Below are 19,383 nucleotides of genomic sequence, written 5' to 3' on the forward strand. Positions count from 1 at the left end.
CGTGGCGTTGGAAATGGCAGCGGGGCGGCTCATCGCACACCTCCATCGGTTGCACCCTGGCCCAGCAGGAAATCCGACCTGGGCTGGCGCGCCGGGTCGTGGCGGTCGTACACGCGCGCACCATCGATGTAGACCTGCTCGGCCTTCGCGTACACGCTGAAGGGGTTGCCGTTCCACAGCACCACATCGGCCATCTTGCCCGGCTCCAGCGTGCCGGTCTGGTCGAGCACGCCCAGCGACTTGGCGGCGTTCTGCGTCAGCCAGCGGATCGCATGCTCGGGCGCGATGTCCATGCCCACGCGTCCGGCCTGCGCCATCACCTTGGCCGCTTCCTGGTTGAGGCGCTGGATGCCCTCGCCCGAATCCGAGTGGACGATGGCGCAACTGCCGGCCGGGCGGTCGACCAGCGCGATGTTCTCCTGGATGCCGTCGAAGGCCTCCATCTTGAAGCCCCACCAGTCGGCCCACAGCGCGCCGCACACGCCCTCCGCAGCCAGCCGGTCGGCGATCTTGTAGGCCTCCACGCCGTGGTGGAACGCGGCCACCTTGAAGCCGAACTCCTTGGCCAGGTCGAGCATGGTGGTCATCTCGTCGGCGCGGTAGCAGTGGATGTGCACCATGATGTCGCCGCTGATCGCGCCGGCCAGCGTGTCCAGCTTGAGGTCGCGCTTGCCGCCGGTGTCCTTGTCGCTGTCGGCCTTCTCGCCGTTGGACGACTCCCACCAGTGCTTCTTCTTCGCCGGCTTGGGCGTGTTCTTGCGCAGGTATTCGCTGGCGTCGATGAACGCCGCGCGGTAGCCGGCCACGTTGCCCATGCGCGTGGCCGGGCCGCCCTTGCTGCCATACACGCGCTTGGGGTTCTCGCCACAGGCCATTTTCAGGCCCCATGGCGCGCCGGGGAACTTCATCGCCTGGTAGGTGGTGGCCGGCACGTTCTTCAGCGTCACGCCGCGCCCGCCGATCAGGTTGGCCGAGCCGGGCAGTATCTGCAGCGCGGTCACGCCGCCGGCCAGCGCGGTGGCGAAACCGGGGTCCTGCGGCCACACCGAATGCTCCGCCCAGACCGCTGCAGTGACCGGCGCGGTCATCTCGTTGCCGTCGCTGTGCGACTGGGTGCCGGGGCTCGGATACACGCCCAGGTGCGAATGCACGTCGATGATGCCGGGGGTGACCCACTTGCCGGTGCCGTCCACGCGCACCGCATTGGCCGGGACCTGAAGTCCCGCGCCCACCGCCACCACCTTGCCGTCCTGCAGCAGCACGTCGCTGCCGTCCAGGCGCGCGCCGGTGCCCGTCAGCACCGTGGCATTGCTGATCAGCACCGGCGGTGCGGCGATCACCCGGTAGGTGCTGGGGTAGGGGTCGGCGGCGAAGCGCGACGTCGCGGTGGACGTGCCCGCGGGCGCGGACAGCGCGCTGCCGCAGGCCAAGGTGGCTGCAAGCGCCGTGGCAAGCACGGCGGTGGAAGGTGTGGACATGGTGCTGGATTCCCTTGGTCAGGCGCGGCCCGCGCACGCCGCGGGCCAGCCCCCGAACCGTACCGGCCCCCCGCCGTGCCGCACAACCATGACGATGGTCATGCCCGGTGCCAGAATGGGGCCGACATCACGAGGACGCGGGGACGCATTGAAAAGCAAGAACGAGATCGTGGGCAACTGGTTGCCACGCTACACCGGCGTGCCGCTGGATGGTTTTGGCGAGTACATCCTGCTGACCAACTTTGGCGGTTACCTGCACCACTTCGCCCGGCTGACCGGCGCGCCGGTGGTGGGCCTGGACCGGCCGATGCCCAGCGCCACCGCCGACGGCATCACCATGATCAACTTCGGCATGGGCAGCCCCAACGCCGCCACCCTGATGGACCTGCTGTCGGCCATCGCGCCCAAGGCGGTGCTGTTCCTGGGCAAGTGCGGCGGGCTCAAGCGCAAGAACGCGCTGGGCGACCTGGTGCTGCCGATCGCCGCGATCCGGGGCGACGGCACCAGCGACGACTACCTGCCCGCGCAGGTGCCCGCACTGCCCGCGTTCGCGCTGCAGCGCGCGGTGTCGACCATGATCCGCGACCTGGGGCACGACTACTGGACCGGCACCGTCTACACCACCAACCGCCGCGTGTGGGAGCACGACGAGGCCTTCAAGGAACGCCTGCGCACGATGCGCTGCATGGCCATCGACATGGAGACCGCGACCATCTTCGCCGCCGGCTTCGCCAATCGCATCCCGTGCGGCGCGCTGCTGCTGGTGTCCGACCAGCCGATGATCCCGGAAGGGGTCAAGACCGAGGCCAGCGACGCCAAGGTCAGCGCCGAGTTCGTGGAAAACCACATCCAGGTGGGCATCGAGGCGCTGAAGCTGATCCGGCGCAACGGCAAGTCGGTGCGGCACCTGCGCTTTGACGAATAGCGCGGCATCGCAACGCCTGCGACGCCCACGGTGCACACTGGGCCCCGTTTGAAGGAGAAGGGGAACGCATGGACAAGGCCATCTACCTGCTGCTGGGCGCGGCGCTGACCTGGGCGTTCTACTTCATCCAGCGACGGCTGGAGCGGCGCGGCACCAGCGAGGCCATCGACCGCCACCAGAAACTGCTGGCGCTCAAGCAGGGGCTGGAGGGCGCCAACCTCAACCTCGACGACCTGCGGCGTTTCGAGCACCGCCTGCTGGGCAAGGCCGAGACCGCCGCGCGCATGGCCGACAACTACTTCAGCCAGGCCGAGGAAGTGGCGCGCCACGGCGGCGACGCGCGCGCGGCCGACATGGTGACCCAGGCGCGCGAGGCGCTGGCCGGGGCCGAGGCGCGGCTGCAGGCGCTGCTCACGCACCTGCGCGCGCAACTGGATGCCGAAGGGCTGGCCGTGTTCGAGGAAACGCACCGGGCCTGGCTGGCGTTCCGCGAGCACTACGCGCGCTTCATCGCCCAGTCCTATGCCGGCGGGTCGATCCGGCCGTTGATCCACGCGGTGACGCTGGAAAGCATCACCGCGGCGTGGGCGGCCGAGCTGGAAACGCAACTGGGCGACGAGGAGGAAAGCGCATGAGCCGGCACGGAGACGTCACGTCGGACCCGGCGATTGCCTGGGCGGGCACGGGCGCGGGTGCGCGGGCCGATGGTCCGGTCGATGCCGCCTCGGTGGTCGGATTCTGGCGCGAAGCGGGCATGCAGCGCTGGTTCAACCGCGACGACGCATTCGACCACGAGTGCACGCGATTCCTGGCCGCGCACCATGCCGCCGCACGTCGCGGATTGGAAGCGTGGATGGCCAGCGCCGAAGGCGCGCTGGCGCTGCTGTTGCTGCTCGACCAGATCCCGCGCAACGTGTTCCGCGACAGCGCCCACGCCTATGCCACCGACGGCCTGGCCCGGCACTACGCCACGCGCGCGATCACCGCGGGGTTCGACCGTACGGTCGATCCGGACCTGCGGGTGTTTTTCTACCTGCCTTACGAGCATTCCGAGGACCTGGACGACCAGCGCCGCTCGGTGGCCCTGCATCGCACGCTGCCGGGCGAGCAGGCCGACCATTGGGCGGTGCTGCACCTGGACATCATCGAGCGCTTCGGCCGCTTCCCGCACCGCAACGCGGCGCTGGGCCGCACCACCACCGCGGAGGAACAGGCATTCCTCGACGGCGGCGGCTTCAGCGGCTAGCGGCAGGATCGGCTGGCGGCCATTGCCGCCGGCAACTCAGTAGCGACCGACGCTGCCGTCGACTTCGTTGGCCCAGGCGTCGATGCCGCCGGTGACGTTGAACAGCTTGCTGAAGCCCAGCCCGCGGAAGTGCTCCGCCGCCTGCTGGCTGCGGCCGCCGTGGTGGCACAGGAACGCCAGCGGGGTGTCCTTCGGCAAGGCTTCCAGTTCGGCCATGCCGTCGTCGTCGAAGGTGGAGAACGGCACCTTCACCGAGGCGTGCATGCGCTCATCGAACGGGCGCACGTCGACCAGGGTCAGCGTGCCGGCCGCGACCTGCGCGGCGGCGTCGGCCGGCGACAGCTCGCGCACCTTGGCCGGCGCGTTCGGGTTGTCGATCACCAGGCCGCGGCCGCGGGCGTCGTCCACCCAATCGATGGTCAGGCCGTCGGCGCGGCGCGCGCTGGCCAGGTCGAACTGCACGCGGATGCCGTCCCGGTCCACCGCGATGGCGCCGGTGTCCACCGGGGCCAGCTGCAGGCGCGCGTTGAAACGCGGGTCGACCTCGATCTGCAGCGCGTAGCCCTCGCCGGCATTGGCCACCGCGTCGCGCAGCATCTGCGCCGCCGCCGGGGTGATGGTGATGGCCGGCGGCGTGCGGTCGGGCTGGGCCAGGCCCAGCACCGTGTACAGCTCGCCGGAGTTGACCATCTGCTCGATGATGTCGCTGCCACCGACCAGCTCGCCGCCGATGTACAGCTGCGGGATCGTCGGCCACTCGCCAAAGACCTTGATGCCTTCGCGGATCTCCGCATCGGCCAGCACGTTGACGTGCGCGTATTCGACCCCGACGGCCGACAGCGCGCCCACGGCCTTGGCCGAGAACCCGCACTGCGGGGCGCGCGGCTCGCCCTTCATGAACAGGACGACATTGTTGGCGGCCAGCAGCGATTCGATGCGGGCGCGCAGGGCAGGGTCGAGCGACATGGCGGGGTCCATTAATCAGGGGGAATACGCCATTTTACGCCCAGCGTGGCTGCAGGGGCGGTGAACCGGCGGACGATCGCTTGACCCACGTCAGCCCCGGTGGCCGGTCCGGCGCGTCCGTCATGGCCGGGCCAGCAACCCGCGCGCCACGGGCAGCGCCAGCGCCGCCCACTCGGCATACATCGCCGCCGACGGGTGCAGGCCATCGGCGGCCAGCATCGCCGCTTCGCCGCCGCGCTGGCGGTTGATGGCGGTGATATCGACGAAGGCTACGCCACGCGCCTCGCACACCTCGCGTGCGCAGGCGTTGTACTCGTCCAGTTCGCGGGCGATCTGGGCACGGTCGCGGCCCTGTTGCGCCGCGAACGGGGTCACGCCCCAGTCGGGGATCGACAGCACCAGCACCCGGTCGGCGCGCCCGCGCGCATGCCGCACCGCGCGCGCCAACAAGTCGCCGAACTCACCGGCGTAGTCCGCACAACTGCGATTGCGGTACTGGTTGTTGACCCCGATCAGCAGGCTGACGAAGTCGTACTCGCCCAGCGGCGGTTGCGCCAGGTCCATCGCGGTCATCAACTCGTCGGTGGTCCAGCCGGTGGTGGCGATGGTGCGCGGGAATTCCAGCGACACGCCTAACTCGCGCAGCGCCAGGGTCAGGCGCACCGGCCAGCGTTCGCCGGGCGCGACGCCTTCGCCGATGGTGTAGCTGTCGCCCAGGGCGAGGTAGGTCAGGGCGTTGGGATCGGTGGCCATCGTCGTGTCCGGCACAGGTGTGGACGTGGCCGGCGAGCGAGGCGCCACTACGGCCGCGGAAGCGTGGCGAAGACCGTTGGCGCTTGCCACCCGTCCAGATTACGTCGAGCGCCACCGGGTCGTCACCCGACGGCTGTCACCCGGCAGAGCCAACACCAGACAGCCGCCGCCAGACAGCCATCACCAGGCAACCGCCATCAGACAGTCGCCACCAGGCAGCTGTCGTCAGGCAATCGCGCGCAGTGCCTCACCCTGCACACGCTCCGCATGGCGGTCGAGCACGCGCTCGATGCGGGTGAACACTTCGCGCACGTCCTCGGGTTGCGGCAGCAGCGTGACGCGGAAGTGGTTGCGGTAGGGCACGTTGAAGCTGGAGCCCGGCACCACCAGCACGTCCTCGGTTTCCAGCAGCTCCAGCGCGAACTTGTGGTCGTCGAAGTCACGCGCCGCGGGGCCGGTCACGCCCGGGAACGCGTACAGCGCGCCGGCCGGCTGCACCAGGGTCAGGTGCCTGCTCGCGGCCACGGCCTCGACCACCGCGCGGCGGGCCTCGTACAGGCGTCCGCCCGGCTCGCACAGCGGGGTGATGGTGTCCTCGCCGTGCAGCGCCGCATCGATGGCGAACTGGCCCGGCACGTTGGCGCACAGGCGCAGCGCGCCCAGCAGGTCCATCGCGTGGTGGTAGTCGCCGCTGGCCAGCGGGTCGCCGGACAGCACCGCCCAGCCCACGCGCCAGCCGCACGCACGGTGCACCTTCGACAGGCCACCGAACGACAGGCACGGCACCTCGCCGGCCAGCGGCGCGATCGGCTGGAACTGCGCGCCGTCGTAGGTGATGGAGTCGTAGATCTCGTCGGCCATGATCAGCAGGCCGTGCTTGGCCGCGATCGCCACGATCTGCTGCAGCAGTTCGCGCGGGTACACCGCGCCGGTCGGGTTGTTGGGGTTGATCAGCACGATGGCGCGGGTGCGCGAGGACACCAGCGACTCGATCTGCTCCGGGTCGGACAGGAAGCCGTTCTCCGGCAGGCAGCTGTAATAGACGGGGCGGCCGTCGTTGAGGATGGTCGCCGCGCTCCACAGCGGGTAGTCGGGCGAAGGCAGCAGCACCTCGTCACCGGGGTTGAGCAGCGCGCGCAGCGACAGGTCGATCAGCTCGCTGACGCCGTTGCCGATGAACACCCGCTCGGGCGAGGCGTTGGGCGTGCCGCGCTCCTTGTAGAAGCGGGCCACCGCCTCGCGCGCGGCGGGCAGGCCCTGCTGGTGCGTGTACGGATCGGTACGCGCGATCTGGTCGGCGATGGCGCGCTGCAGGTGCTCCGGCGCGCGGAACCCGAACGCGCCCGGGTTGCCGATGTTGAGCTTGATCTGCTTGCGTCCCCGGGCCTCCAGTTCGCGGGCTCGCCGGGCCAGTTCGCCGCGGATTTCGTAGCGGACTTCGGAGAGGCGGTCGCGGGTCTTCAGGCTCGGGGGAGACATTGGCAGGGCGGGATCGTGGGGAGGGTTGTGCAGATTAGTCGAAATTCTGTCGGCGATCATGAACTTTGCGGCAGATTTTTCCGCCTGAGGGCGGTCTTCCGTGACGGTATTGGGCCTTTCGGCGGCCCGCAGGCCTCGGCCCCGTGCCCGAAACGCCGCCGTGGCGCGCCCGGACCGAGCCCGCGACGCCCCCGTGGCTGGTCTAGAATCGCGCCATGCCCACCCGCGCCCCCGCCGTTTGAACCCTGAAGTCGCCGCCCTGCAGGCGATCGGCTGGCCCGTGGCCGCCGATGGCCTGCCGGAGCCAGCGGCATGGCGCGAGGCGTTGGCACGGCATCCGCAGGCCCGCCCGGCGCGCGTGGTGGAGCAGCACCGCAGCGGTTACGTGGTCGCTGACGGTCCCGAGCGCACCTTCGGCGTGGAATCCCTGCCCGAATGGCAGCGTCCGCGCTTCCCGCCCGAGCAGCGCGCCGGCGTGGGCGACTGGGTGCTGATCGAGGACCTGGCCCACCACAAGCCGCAGATCGTGGCGCTGCTGCCGCGCCGCACCAGCATCAAGCGCGGCGCCGCCGGCGAGCACTACCGCCAGCAGCTGATCGCGGCCAACGTCGACACCGTGTTCGTGGTCTGCGGCCTGGACCTGGACTTCAATCCGCGCCGGATCGAGCGCTACCTGCTGCTGGTGCGCGGCGGCGCCGAGCCGGTGGTGGTGCTGACCAAGGCCGACCTGGCCGCGGCCGACCCGACCGCCGCGCCCGAAGCCGACGCCACCCGCGCCATGCTGGCCGAGCAGGGCGTGGCCGTGTACACGGTCAACGCCAAGGACCCCGCCAGCGTCGCGCAACTCGCGGCGTGGCTGAAGCCAGGCCGCACCGCGGTGCTGGTCGGCTCGTCTGGCGCGGGCAAATCCACCCTCACCAACACCCTGCTGGGCGAAGCGCGGATGAAGACCAGCGCGGTGCGTGCGCACGACTCGCGTGGTCGCCACACCACCACCTACCGTGCACTGTTGCCGTTGCCCTCCGGTGCCTGCCTGATCGACACCCCCGGCATGCGCGAGCTCAAGCCGACCGGCGAGGAGGATGTCGCGGAGAACTTCGCCGACATCGAAGCGCTCGCCGTGCAGTGCAAGTTCCGCGACTGCCGCCACGGCAAGGAGCCCGGGTGCGAGGTGCAGGCGGCGATGGCCGCGGGCACGCTCGACCCGCAGCGCTTCGCCAACTACCTCAAGCTCAGCGGCGAGGTGGCGGGCGCGGCCAACCGCCTGGCCAACCGCCGTGCGCAGAAGGCCGAGGAAAAGGTACTGGGCAAGGCGATCAACAAGCGCCTGGACGACAAGTACGGGCACCATTGAGCGCGGTCGCTTGCGACGCCCCTGGCCCGTGCCGACCTTCCCGCGGGTATGGCCGTCGATCCCTGAAGCTCAGGTGTCGCCATCCGCCATCCGCCATCCGCCGTCTGTCGTGGAATGCCCTCGCGCTTGACGCCGCCGGGACAAAAGCCGACAACGAACCCGTGGACACCACCCACCTGCCACCCGAAGTGCACTACCACGCCGCCCTGGACGCGCGCCTGGTCAAGGCCGCCAAGGGCATTCGCATCCTCGCCATGGTCAGCTGGCCGGCCGGCGAGGAAGTGCGCTTCCTCGAGGCACACGCGCGCGGCCAGCACTATCTGCCGCACATCGACTACCCGCGCCGCGATTTCACCGAGACCCGGCACGAGCTGGACCGTATCGCCGAGGAGGCCGACGAAGGCCATCCGCTGGGCCAGTACATCGCCGAGTCGGCGCGCAGCTGGTGCACCGCCGCGGCCATGGTGGAGGCGCTGGGTACCGACGAGGTCACCGGCCACTCGCTGGAGTTGTACGGCGGCCCGACCGAGGCGCTGCCCGGCAACGGCCCCACCACCCGCGACGCCGCCCACCACTTCATCGAGATCGCCAACGAGCTCGACCGCGAGTTGCTGGCGCCCTGCGAGCACGTGGAGATCTCCGCCACCGCGCTGCAACTGCAGCTGCAGCGCGAGCTGGATGATTTCTTCGACGGCCGCATGATCGAGGTGGTGCTGGACCCGGACCTGATCGCCAAGGCCGCCGCCGGCGCCACCCGCATCCGCCTGCGCCATGGTGCCGCGTTCCGCGACTACGACCGCCAGCAACTGCTGCAGCACGAGGCCTTCGTGCACTCGCTGACCGCGCTCAACGGCCGCCACCAGGCCGTGCTGCCCAGCCTGTCGCTGTCGTCGCCGCGCATCACCGCCACCCAGGAAGGCCTGGCCACGTTTGCCGAGCAGATCACCGGCAACATCGACATCGGCCGCATGAAGCGCATCAGCCTGCGCATCGAAGCGGTGGCGATGGCGCTGGACGGCGCCGACTTCATCCAGGTGTTCCACTACTTCCTGGATGCCGGGCAGACACCGGAGGACAGCTTCACCTCCGCGCAGCGCGTGTTCCGGGGCGTGCCCACCCGCGGCGGCCACGCCTTCACCAAGGACACCGTGTACCTGCGCGGGCTGGTGGACGTGCACACCTTCTTCCGCTGGGCGCTGCGCCAGCAGAAGCTGTACCTGTGCCGCTGGCTGTTCGCCGGCAAGATGACGCTCACCGACGTGCAGCGCTTCGCCCCGCTGTTCGAGGCCGGCGTGCTGGCTCAGCCGCGCTGGCTGCCGCGCTGGGTGGAACGGGCCAACGGCCTGGCCGGCATGCTCGCGTTCTCGCTGTTCGCCAACCGCATCCGCCTGGAGAGCGTGCCGGAAGAGGCCGCTTTCCACGATCCATGACCGTATTGTGGATGCGTGTGGGGTAGGGGCCTTCGGCTGGGGCTAGAATCGACGGTCCACCCGCCCCCAATCGGAACCATGTCCAACCACGACGATCTCAAGCAGGCCGCGCTGGAATACCACCGCCTGTCCCCCCCCGGCAAGATCAAGGTCACCGCCACCAAGGCGATGGTGACCCAGCGCGACCTCGCGCTTGCCTACTCGCCCGGGGTGGCCTACGCCTGCGAGGCCATCGTCGAAGACCCCAACACCGCCAGCGACTACACCGCGCGCGGCAACCTGGTGGCGGTGATCAGCAACGGCACCGCCGTGCTCGGCCTGGGCGACATCGGCCCGCTGGCCGGCAAGCCGGTCATGGAAGGCAAGGGCGTGCTGTTCCAGAAGTTCGCCGGCATCGACGTGTTCGACATCGAGGTCGACGAGCGCGACCCCGACAAGCTGGTCGACATCATCGCCAGCCTGGAGCCGACCTTCGGCGGCATCAACCTGGAGGACATCAAGGCGCCGGAGTGCTTCATCGTGGAGCGCAAGCTGCGCGAGCGGATGAAGATCCCGGTGTTCCACGACGACCAGCACGGCACCGCCATTATCGTGGGCGCCGCGGTGCTCAACGCGCTGGAAGTGGTGGGCAAGGACATCGGCAGCGTCAAGGTCGCCACCACCGGCGCCGGCGCCGCGGGCATCGCCTGCCTGGACATGCTGGTCGCGCTGGGCGTGCGCAAGGAGCACATCACCGCCTTCGACCGCGATGGCGTGATCTACACCGGTCGCGAGGGCCTGGACCCGGACAAGGCGCGCTATGCCCGCGATACCGCCGCGCGCAGCCTGGCCGAGATTGTCGAGGGCGCCGACGTGTTCCTCGGCCTGTCGGCCGGCGGCATCCTCAAGCCGGAGATGGTCGCCACCATGGCCGCCAAGCCGGTGATCCTGGCGCTGGCCAACCCGCACCCGGAGATCCTGCCGGAGGACGCCAAGCGCGTGCGCCCGGACGCGGTGATCGCCACCGGGCGCTCGGACTACCCCAACCAGGTCAACAACGCGGTCTGCTTCCCGTACATCTTCCGCGGCGCGCTGGACGTGGGCGCGACCACCATCAACGAGGCGATGAAGCTGGCCTGCGTGCGCGCCATCGCCGGCATCGCGCGGATGGAGGCGTCCGACCTGGGCAGCGCCTACGGCGGCGAAGTGCCGACCTTCGGCCCCGACTACCTGATCCCGCGCCCGTTCGACCCGCGCCTGCTGGTGATGCTGGCCCCGGCCGTGGCCAAGGCCGCGATGGAGTCGGGCATCGCCACCCGGCCCATCGCCGACATGCGGGCGTACGAGGAGAAGCTGGGCCAGTTCATCCACCGCACCGGCCTGATCATGAAGCCGGTGTACGACCGCGCGCGCAGCGACAAGCAGCGCGTGGTGTACGCCGAGGGCGAGGAAGAGACCGTGCTGCGCGCGGTGCAGACGGTGATCGACGAAGGCCTGGCCCGGCCGATCCTGATCGGCCGCCCGGACGTGATCGACAACCGCATCTGCCGCCTGGGCCTGCGCATGCGCGCCGGCGTGGACTTCGACCTCACCAACATCAACGACGACCCGCGCTTCAACGACTACTGGCAGTCGTACCACGCACTGACCGAGCGTCGCGGCGTGACCCCGGCCGCGGCCAAGAACCTGATCCGTTCGCGGCCCACGCTGATCGCCGCGCTGATGGTGGAGCGCGGCGAAGCCGACGCGATGATCTGCGGCCTGGTCGGCCGCTTCCACAAGAAGCTGGGCTACCTGCGCAGCGTGTTCGACTTCGATCGCGGCGTGCAGGGCACCGCGGCCATGACCGGCGTGATCAACGACAAGGGCGTGTGGTTCTTCCTCGACACCCACGTGCAGGTGGACCCGAGCGCCGAGCAGATCGCCGAGGCCACGCTGCAGGCGTCGTACCGGCTCAAGCTGTTCGGCATCGAGCCCAAGGTGGCGCTGCTGTCGCACAGCAACTACGGCAGCCACGACAACCCGTCGGCGGCGAAGATGCGCAAGGCCTACCAGCTGATCAAGGCGCGCGTGCCCAAGCTGGAGATCGACGGCGAGATGATGGCCGACACCGCGTGGGACGACGAACTGCGCCACCGCGTGTTCCCCAACACCACGCTCAAGGGCCGTCCCAACCTGTTCGTGATGCCCAACCTGGACGCGGCCAACATCACCTACAACATGACCCGGGTGATGACCGACGGCGTGGCCATCGGCCCGATCCTGATGGGCCTGGACAAGCCGGCGCACATCCTGACTCCGGCCTCGTCGGCGCGGCGCGTGGTCAACATGACCGCGATCGCCGCGGTGGACGCGCAGATCCGCAAACAGCGGGAGGTGCCCGAGCGGCGCCCGGCGTTCCACCCGCAGCCCACCGACTGACGGCCGGCCCGCGGGTGCGTGCCACACGGACCCACGGCCGGCTCAGGCCAGCAGCCGGCCCAGCAGCGCAGGCAGCCGCTCCAACTGGTCCTTCTGCACCAGCGCGTCGGCGCTTTCCAGCGTCGACGTCTCGCCCAGCCAGCCGGTGACGAAGACGAAGGGCAGGCCCGGTGCCGCCTCGCGCACCACTTCCAGCGCGCGTTGACCGGAGAAGCCCGGAATGTTCAAGTCCGACAGCACCACGCTGGCGGCGAACCCGGCCAGCGCTTCGCGCAGGGCCACTTCGGTGAACACGCGCAGGCACTCCACGGCCAGCCCGCCGTCCTCCAGCGCGAAACGCATCAACTCTACGTCGTCAGCGGAGTCATCGATCACCAGCACGCGCAACGTCGCCGGATCGCCGCCGTCGCGCCCGGCGTATTTGTCCCGCGCGAACAGGTAGTCCAGCGCCTCGGCGCCGTCCTGCACGTGCACGATCGGGTTGGTCAGGTTGGCCCCGCGCAGGACGTCGATGGCCATTTCCGCGTCGGCCGGGCTGTCCTCGGCCAGCAGGATGGACCGGATGGTGGTCATGGGCGCGCCTTGGGGGACAGGTCGTTGGTCGGCGGAATTGTAAGGATGAAAGCTGAACCCTGGCCGGGCACCGATTCGGCCCAGATCCGCCCGCCGTGGCGGCCCAGCACCCGGCATACGCTGGCCAGGCCGATGCCGGCGCCCTGGAACTCCGCATCCGAATGCAGGCGCTGGAACACCCCGAACAGCTTGTCGGCGTAGGCCAGGGATTCGCGCCGAGCCGTGTCAAAGGCGGTGCGGGCACTGGCGCATAGGCATACGCACTCGTACGCGGCTGGCGGTCCTACCGACTGATGTCGGTCAAGCCGGCGCCGCGGGCGTGGGCTAGAATCCAGACTCTAATTACCTGATTACGCGGGCCGGCAGGGGCCGCCCGTACGGAGCGGACATGAGCCAGACCCCCCACACCGACCTCGACCGCGACCTCGACCCGACTGAAACCCAGGAATGGGTGGACTCGGTCCAGGCCGTCATCGCCCGCGACGGCACCGACCGCGCCCACCAGCTGCTGGAGAGCGTGGTTGAAGTCACCCGTCGCGCCGGCGGCCACCTGCCGTTCTCGCCGACCACCGACTACATCAACACCATCCCGCCGCACCTGGAGGCCAAGAGCCCCGGCGACCACGCGATGGAGCAGCGCATCCGCTCCATCATCCGCTGGAACGCGATGGCCATGGTGGTGCGCGCCAACCGCAAGCCCGGCGACCTGGGCGGCCACATCGCCAGCTTCGCCTCGGCGGCCACCCTGTACGACGTCGGCTTCAACCACTTCTGGCGCGGTCCCGAGGGCGACCATCCCGGCGACCTGGTCTGCGTGCAGGGCCACAGCTCCCCGGGCATCTATGCCCGCGCCTTCCTGGAAGGCCGCATCAGCGAGCCGCAACTGGACGCCTTCCGCATGGAAGTGGACGGCCGCGGCATCGCCTCCTACCCGCACCCGTGGCTGATGCCGGACTTCTGGCAGGTGCCCACCGTGTCGATGGGCCTGGGCCCCATCGCCGCCATCTACCAGGCCCGCAACTGGAAGTACCTGGAAGCGCGCGGCCTGATGCCCAAGACCGACCGCAAGGTGTGGTGCTTCATGGGCGATGGCGAGTGCGACGAGCCCGAGAGCCTGGGCGCCATCTCGGTGGCCGGCCGCGAAGGCCTGGACAACCTGGTGTTCGTCATCAACTGCAACCTGCAGCGCCTGGACGGGCCGGTGCGCGGCAACGGCAAGATCATCCAGGAGCTGGAAGGCCAGTTCCGCGGCGCCGGCTGGAACGTCATCAAGACCATCTGGGGCAGCTACTGGGATCCGCTGCTGGCGCGTGACACCAGCGGCAAGCTGCGCCAGCTGATGATGGAAACCGTGGACGGCGAGTACCAGAACTGCAAGGCGTTTGGCGGCAAGTACACCCGCGACCACTTCTTCGGCAAGTACCCGGAAACCGCCGCGCTGGTGGCCAACCTGAGCGATGACGACGTGTGGCGCCTCAACCGCGGCGGCCACGACCCGCACAAGGTCTACGCCGCCTACGACGTGGCGACCCGGACCAAGGGCATGCCCACCGTGATCCTGGCCAAGACGGTCAAGGGCTACGGCATGGGCAAGGCCGGCGAGGCGCTGAACCCCACCCACCAGACCAAGAAGCTGGACGACGAAGACGTCCGCTATTTCCGCGACCGCTTCAACATCCCGGTGACCGACGCGCAGCTGGCCGACAAGCAGGTGCCGTTCTACCACCCGGGCGAGAAGTCGCCGGAAGTGGAGTACATGCGCGAGCGCCGCCGCGCGCTGGGCGGCTTCCTGCCGCAGCGCCGGCGCAAGGCCACGCAGTCGCTGGAAGTGCCCAAGCTGGAAACCTACGAGCGCCTGCTCAAGGCCACCGGCGAGCGCGAGATCAGCACCACCATGGCGTTCGTGCAGACGCTCAACATCACCCTGCGCGACAAGCAGGTGGGCCCGCGCTGCGTGCCCATCGTGGCCGACGAAGCGCGCACCTTCGGCATGGAAGGCCTGTTCCGGCAGATTGGCATCTACGCCCCGCACGGGCAGAAGTACAAGCCGGTGGACCGCGACCAGCTGATGTACTACCGCGAGGACGTGGCCGGGCAGGTGCTGGAGGAAGGCATCACCGAGGCCGGTGCGTTCGCCAGCTGGATGGCCGCGGCCACCAGCTACAGCACCAACGACCTGCAGATGCTGCCATTCTACATCTACTACTCCATGTTCGGCTTCCAGCGCGTGGGTGATGCCGCGTGGCAGGCGGCGGACATGCGCGCGCGCGGCTTCCTGCTGGGCGGCACCGCCGGCCGCACCACGCTCAACGGTGAAGGCCTGCAGCACGAGGACGGCCACAGCATGGTGCAGGCGGGGCTGATCCCCAACTGCCGCAGCTACGACCCCACCTTCGGCTACGAAGTCACGGTGATCGTGCAGCACGGCATGCAGCGCATGCTGGCCGAGCAGCACGACGAGTACTACTACATCACCCTGATGAACGAGAACTACAGCCACCCGGAGATGCCCGAGGGCGCGGCCGAGGGCATCATCAAGGGCATGTACCTGCTCAAGGACGCCGGCAAGGCCAAGAAGGGCGAGCTGCGCGTGCAGCTGATGGGCAGCGGCACCATCCTGCGCGAAGTGATCGCGGCGGCGGAGCTGCTGGACAAGGACTTTGGCGTGACCGCCGACATCTGGTCGTGCCCGAGCTTCAACGAGCTGCAGCGCGACGGCGTGGACGCCACCCGCTGGAACCGCCTGCACCCCGAGGCCGAACAGCGCAAGCCGTACATCACCACGCTGCTGGAAAGCCGCCAGGGCCCGGCGATTGCCGCCACCGACTACATCCGCAACTACGCCGACCAGGTGCGCGAGTTCGTGCCGACGCGCTACAGCGTGCTGGGCACGGATGGGTTCGGCCGCAGTGATACGCGTGCAAACCTGCGTCGCCACTTCGAGGTGGATCGCTTCCACATCGCGCACGCGGCGATTGCCGCGCTGGCGGCGGATGGGAAGATGACGGGGAAGGATGTGGCTCGGGCGATTAAGCAGTACAAATTAGATGCAGATAAGCCCAACCCAATTGGGGTTTGACATAACGCATGAGGGCGGCCACTGGCCGCCCTCATGCGTTATACGAGAAAGGATTGAAAAAGAGGGGGTGTATGAATCGACCATCGGCACGAATGGAAGCCCTGACTGATTTGGTGCTGATCGGAAAGCGCTTTGGCTGGGAAGAATTTGACAAGGTCCGGAAGGCCATCTACCTGCGAGTAACGCGGTTCAGGCAATCGAAAATTACCTTGGATTTCACCAGCACCGAGTTGCTGTATCCCAATGGCATTGTTCCACTCATTGCACTGGTTAAGCGACACCAAGGCAATGGAATTTTCTTTGAAATTATCCAGCCAAGATCAGTTGATCTGAATCGCCTGATCCGTTTCGAAGGCTGGTTTCACGCCATCGATAGCGCGCGCTTCGACGCGCCCGCAGCAGCGGGCTTCAATTCTCTGCCGCTCAAGCGCTTTGAAAGCGATGACGAGCTGAACGGGGCAGTAAATTGTGCGATCGAAGTGGCGCTTCGCAATCTTCAAATGGAAAACAACGTGCCTGCCTCATTCGAGTGGGCATTAAATGAGCTTGGCGGAAATGTATTGCATCATGCGGAAAGCGGATCGGGTTATCTTCAGGTAAATACGTTCAAGTCCACTGAAAATCTATCGGTATTAGTAGTGGATGCCGGTGTTGGTGTCCCGAAATCCATGCGAGATCGATTTGGCGATATTCGGAATGACAGAGTTGCGATAGAGCGTGCTGTTCAGAAGGGCGTGACGAGCAAGCCCAACTTCGGGCAAGGAAATGGTCTTGCGGGGAGCGTAGCAATCGCTTTACAGAGCGGCGGATATTTTGCACTCACTTCTGGCGGGGGACGACTAGTCGTTGAGAAAGGCACACTAACGGTTCGAGATTTCTACCCGCCCCTTCAGGGGACCGTAGTGGAACTCCATTTGCCAACGAGTCGGGAGATTGATTTGCCCGCAGCCCTCTGGGGTCATGACCCGTCTTCTTACCTGGAAGAGAAATTCGAAAAATCGTCTGGCACGCTTTTGCTCAAGCTAATCGAATGCGCCCCCACGTTCGGAAACCGAATAACGGGAGAAAAGATCAGGACGTTGATCCTAAATTTGCTTAGCAGCAGTCCAGGCGCCGATCTGGAAATCGACTTCGCAGGCGTGAAGATTGTGGCGTCGTCGTTTGCAGACGAAGTATTCGGGAAGCTATTCCTTATGATGGGTCCGTTGGAATGCGGGTCGCGTGTTCGATATGTGAATATGAACGGAACGTGCAAACAGATCATCAACAAGGCGATTACGGAGCGATTGGCCCAAGGCCTTGAGGGCGGAGAGATCGGGGCCGATGACGATTAGGTCTAGGCCGAATTCAATCATATGTCGTACGAACATCGGGGTGTCTGGTTCATTCTGTTAGAACTCGAATTCTGGGCGGTCCGAATATGACAAACTCTTTTCCTCTGCCAAATCTTGCGGCCCGACTTCAAGCCCTTGGTGCAAGAGAGGTGCTGGTCAAGAATCTAGCGTCTAACGACAACAGCAAAAATCAAATTTATCTCGCGGGAGACATCTCTTCATTAGGTCTCCTTCCGACCAGTGAGGTGGTGTTGAATCCCGGAACATCGCGGAAGCCTGGTGCCGATAAGCGTGGCCCCATTTTCCGCGCCGCGATGGATCTGTGGTGGCTATCGGCGGATGGCTCTCTCTGCGAAGCTCCGAACTCGAAATTAATTCTGTACCCGCAGTACAGCGAAGTGCGGCTTTCAGGATTCCTGTCCGGATGCCGGGGTGCGCCGTCAGATCTATTCGATATCAACAAGCGTGGTCGTGAGCTAGGACGTGTACTCGTGCTGGCGCCGTTGCCTGATCGTCGGGTCATCGCTGCCGTTTTTCCTGCAGACACAGATGAGGCGCGGGCACTGCGTGCGGTCCCCGGCGAACCCTATGGGGTTTTGCGTCGCTTCGACCTGTTGGGCGCCCGCGATTTGTCTTCCGAGAGCCTGCTTCTGGCGGAGCTGCGTCGCGTCCATCTTCTGGGCTGGTTGAATCCTGAGTACCTTGGCCGGGATGGAACAAAACGACCGTGTAAGGGCCCCAATTGCGGCGGAGTCACGCTGGAGACCAATCTCGGCATCACGGCCAACGGCTACGCCGACCCTGACTTCCACGGATGGGAGGTCAAGCAACATGGCGTCGGATCGTGGGCCAAGCCAAAGGCGAGCAGGGTCACCCTCATGACACCCGAGCCGTCTGGAGGCGCCTATGTCGAAGAGGGTCCGAAGTACTTCGTTCGCACGTGGGGATATCCGGATCAGCTGGGTCGAGCAGATCGCAGGAACTTTGGCGGCATCTACCGGGTGGGAGGCGCAGCAAATGAAAGGACACGCCTTCGCCTCGTGCTTTCCGGCTTTGACGAACCTACGGGGCGCTTTGAGGGCGATGGAGCGGTGATGCTTGTCGATGGCGACGAGCGCGTCGCCGCGTCATGGAGCTTCGCAAAGCTCATCGATCACTGGAAGCGAAAACACGCCAAGGCTGTGTTTGTCCCGTCCATCATCAGGAAAGATCCATCGATTCAATACCACTACGGCTCCAAGGTGGACTTGGCGGCTGGAGGCAGGTTCAGCCTGCTGCTTAAGGCTTTTGCATATGGTTCTGTTCACTACGATCCAGGGATCAAACTGGAGACTGTCGATTCGGTTGAGAAGCTGAAGCGACGCAGTCAGTTCCGGATTGACAGCCGCTATCTAGACTCACTGTACGAGTCGTTTAGACAGGTCGATCTTCTGGCGTAGCAGGCCTCCGACGCTCGGCAGCAATCTCCCCGGCGAGTCGACCCAGGCGTTCGGTCTGTTCCTGGTGTGATTTACCTCGAAGTTCGCATTCCCACAGGTGCAGCACTCGCCATCCGCGCCGCGTCAGTTCAACGTCGACCCGTTTATCCCGGGTACGGTTCGCATCGATCTTCGTTTGCCAGAACTCAGTCCGGGTCTTGGGTAAGCGGAACAGATGGCACTCGTGGCCGTGCCAGAAGCAGCCATCCACAAACAGCACCGCTCTATGACGAGGGAACACCAAGTCGGGACGGCCCGGTAGGCTCGCCCCGCCCAGTCGATATCTGAGTCCCTGCGCGTGTAGTGCCCGGCGCACCAGCAATTCAAGCTTCGTATCCGACCCGCGGATCCGCGACATCTGCGCGGATCGCTGTTCCGGGGTCAGGATATCAACCAAGGTTAAGCCGCTTTCTTGCTGCGCTTCTTTTGCACTTCCTCGGCCACGATGAAGGGCTTCATGAGGCGCGCGACTTCAGCAATGACCGGAACCACTACTGAGTTGCCAAACTGCTTGTAGGCGCGGGTGTCCGAGACCGGGATCCGCCCTACGTGTCAACATGCGACCCAACAGCTACCCTCGTTTTTTATCTATAACAAATGGGCTCCGCTGCTGGAGTACACCGATGTCCCCTGATTCACCCACCACGGCCGAGATTGCTCCCGATCCGCAACTGGAAAAGCGGACACGGCGCCGCTTCAGTGCGCCTGAGAAGTTGCGCCTTCTGGCCCAAGCCGACGCCCTTGCTCACGGCGAGCAGGGGGCCTGGCTGCGCCGCAATGGCCTCTATGCCGCCCAGCTTTCTGCTTGGCGCAAGCAGCAGACCGAGCATGGTTTGGAGGGTTTGCAGTCGCAAGCACCCGGGCGCAAGGCGGCCGATCCGCGTGAGC

General features: G+C 66.9%; 17 protein-coding genes and 1 pseudogene. 10 read left to right on the forward strand and 8 right to left on the reverse strand.

The annotated features are described in order from the left end of the window. Positions 1–29: 29 nt before the first annotated feature. The gene (locus tag IP93_RS14095; protein WP_144816766.1) at positions 30–1,478 is read right to left on the reverse strand and encodes an amidohydrolase; all 1,449 of its coding nucleotides are present in this window, start codon (positions 1,476–1,478) and stop codon (positions 30–32) included. 148 nt (positions 1,479–1,626) lie between these two features. On the opposite strand from IP93_RS14095, the gene IP93_RS14100 reads away from it, so the two are divergent. The 3 genes from IP93_RS14100 to IP93_RS14110 all read left to right on the forward strand — a co-directional run bounded on the left by IP93_RS14100 (position 1,627) and on the right by IP93_RS14110 (position 3,649). Then, positions 1,627–2,403 carry an AMP nucleosidase gene (locus IP93_RS14100; protein WP_144816767.1) on the forward strand — a complete coding sequence of 259 codons (777 nt, stop codon included), beginning with the start codon at positions 1,627–1,629 and terminating at the stop codon, positions 2,401–2,403. Positions 2,404–2,471: 68 nt separating this feature from the next. After that, complete coding sequence (locus IP93_RS14105; protein WP_144816769.1) at positions 2,472–3,038, forward strand: lysozyme inhibitor LprI family protein; 567 nt, start codon at positions 2,472–2,474, stop codon at positions 3,036–3,038. Further along, a complete protein-coding gene (locus tag IP93_RS14110; protein ID WP_144816771.1) occupies positions 3,035–3,649 on the forward strand; it encodes a DUF924 family protein in 615 nt (204 codons plus the stop codon). Before IP93_RS14105 ends, IP93_RS14110 begins: the two co-directional genes overlap by 4 nt. 36 nt (positions 3,650–3,685) lie before the next feature. Here the strand turns inward: IP93_RS14110 and grxD are convergent, their stop codons facing one another. The 3 genes from grxD to IP93_RS14125 form a co-directional block, all read right to left on the reverse strand. Beyond that, complete coding sequence (gene grxD / locus IP93_RS14115) at positions 3,686–4,615, reverse strand: Grx4 family monothiol glutaredoxin (RefSeq protein ID WP_144816773.1); 930 nt, start codon at positions 4,613–4,615, stop codon at positions 3,686–3,688. Between the two features lie 120 nt (positions 4,616–4,735). Then, positions 4,736–5,368: an SGNH/GDSL hydrolase family protein gene (locus IP93_RS14120; protein ID WP_144816775.1), complete on the reverse strand. Its 633-nt coding sequence runs from the start codon at positions 5,366–5,368 to the stop codon at positions 4,736–4,738. A gap of 225 nt (positions 5,369–5,593) precedes the next feature. After that, positions 5,594–6,847, reverse strand: coding sequence for a pyridoxal phosphate-dependent aminotransferase (locus tag IP93_RS14125; protein ID WP_144816777.1), 1,254 nt, complete (start codon positions 6,845–6,847; stop codon positions 5,594–5,596). A 238-nt stretch (positions 6,848–7,085) separates the two neighbouring features. Here IP93_RS14125 and rsgA point away from each other — a divergent pair. From rsgA to IP93_RS14140, 3 genes and pseudogenes are all read left to right on the forward strand, one after another. Beyond that, positions 7,086–8,185 (forward strand): annotated as a pseudogene (gene rsgA / locus IP93_RS14130) (ribosome small subunit-dependent GTPase A); the annotation flags it as partial. A gap of 177 nt (positions 8,186–8,362) precedes the next feature. Then, positions 8,363–9,631 (forward strand): flavohemoglobin expression-modulating QEGLA motif protein, encoded by a 1,269-nt coding sequence (locus IP93_RS14135; protein ID WP_242006875.1) that lies wholly within the window; start codon positions 8,363–8,365, stop codon positions 9,629–9,631. A gap of 78 nt (positions 9,632–9,709) precedes the next feature. Continuing rightward, on the forward strand, positions 9,710–12,031 hold the full coding sequence (locus IP93_RS14140; protein WP_144816781.1) for an NADP-dependent malic enzyme: 2,322 nt from the start codon (positions 9,710–9,712) through the stop codon (positions 12,029–12,031). Between the two features lie 42 nt (positions 12,032–12,073). Here the strand turns inward: IP93_RS14140 and IP93_RS14145 are convergent, their stop codons facing one another. Then, positions 12,074–12,604 (reverse strand): response regulator, encoded by a 531-nt coding sequence (locus IP93_RS14145; protein WP_144816783.1) that lies wholly within the window; start codon positions 12,602–12,604, stop codon positions 12,074–12,076. Beyond that, positions 12,601–12,939 carry an ATP-binding protein gene (locus IP93_RS16100; RefSeq protein WP_144816785.1) on the reverse strand — a complete coding sequence of 113 codons (339 nt, stop codon included), beginning with the start codon at positions 12,937–12,939 and terminating at the stop codon, positions 12,601–12,603. The genes IP93_RS14145 and IP93_RS16100 overlap by 4 nt, the downstream gene beginning before the upstream one ends. 53 nt (positions 12,940–12,992) lie before the next feature. Here IP93_RS16100 and aceE point away from each other — a divergent pair, with 53 nt between their 5' ends. The 3 genes from aceE to IP93_RS14165 all read left to right on the forward strand — a co-directional run bounded on the left by aceE (position 12,993) and on the right by IP93_RS14165 (position 18,456). Continuing rightward, positions 12,993–15,683, forward strand: a complete 2,691-nt coding sequence (gene aceE / locus IP93_RS14155) for a pyruvate dehydrogenase (acetyl-transferring), homodimeric type (protein WP_144816787.1) — start codon at positions 12,993–12,995, stop codon at positions 15,681–15,683. Between the two features lie 92 nt (positions 15,684–15,775). Continuing rightward, a complete protein-coding gene (locus IP93_RS14160) occupies positions 15,776–17,017 on the forward strand; it encodes an STAS-like domain-containing protein (RefSeq protein WP_158636363.1) in 1,242 nt (413 codons plus the stop codon). Positions 17,018–17,166: 149 nt separating this feature from the next. Next, positions 17,167–18,456, forward strand: coding sequence for an MvaI/BcnI family restriction endonuclease (locus tag IP93_RS14165; RefSeq protein WP_158636364.1), 1,290 nt, complete (start codon positions 17,167–17,169; stop codon positions 18,454–18,456). On the opposite strand, the gene IP93_RS14170 is transcribed toward IP93_RS14165, so the two are convergent. After that, the gene (locus IP93_RS14170) at positions 18,431–18,892 is read right to left on the reverse strand and encodes a very short patch repair endonuclease (protein WP_144816792.1); all 462 of its coding nucleotides are present in this window, start codon (positions 18,890–18,892) and stop codon (positions 18,431–18,433) included. The genes IP93_RS14165 and IP93_RS14170 overlap by 26 nt on opposite strands. A 2-nt stretch (positions 18,893–18,894) precedes the next feature. After that, a complete protein-coding gene (locus IP93_RS16105) occupies positions 18,895–19,035 on the reverse strand; it encodes a DNA cytosine methyltransferase (protein WP_338419425.1) in 141 nt (46 codons plus the stop codon). An 83-nt stretch (positions 19,036–19,118) separates the two neighbouring features. Here IP93_RS16105 and IP93_RS14180 point away from each other — a divergent pair. Further along, the coding region (locus IP93_RS14180; RefSeq protein WP_158636365.1) for a transposase at positions 19,119–19,383 on the forward strand (265 nt) is incomplete at its 3' end.

The sequence above is a fragment of the Aerolutibacter ruishenii genome (genome assembly GCF_007830115.1).
Classification (GTDB): Bacteria; Pseudomonadota; Gammaproteobacteria; order Xanthomonadales; family Xanthomonadaceae; genus Aerolutibacter; species Aerolutibacter ruishenii.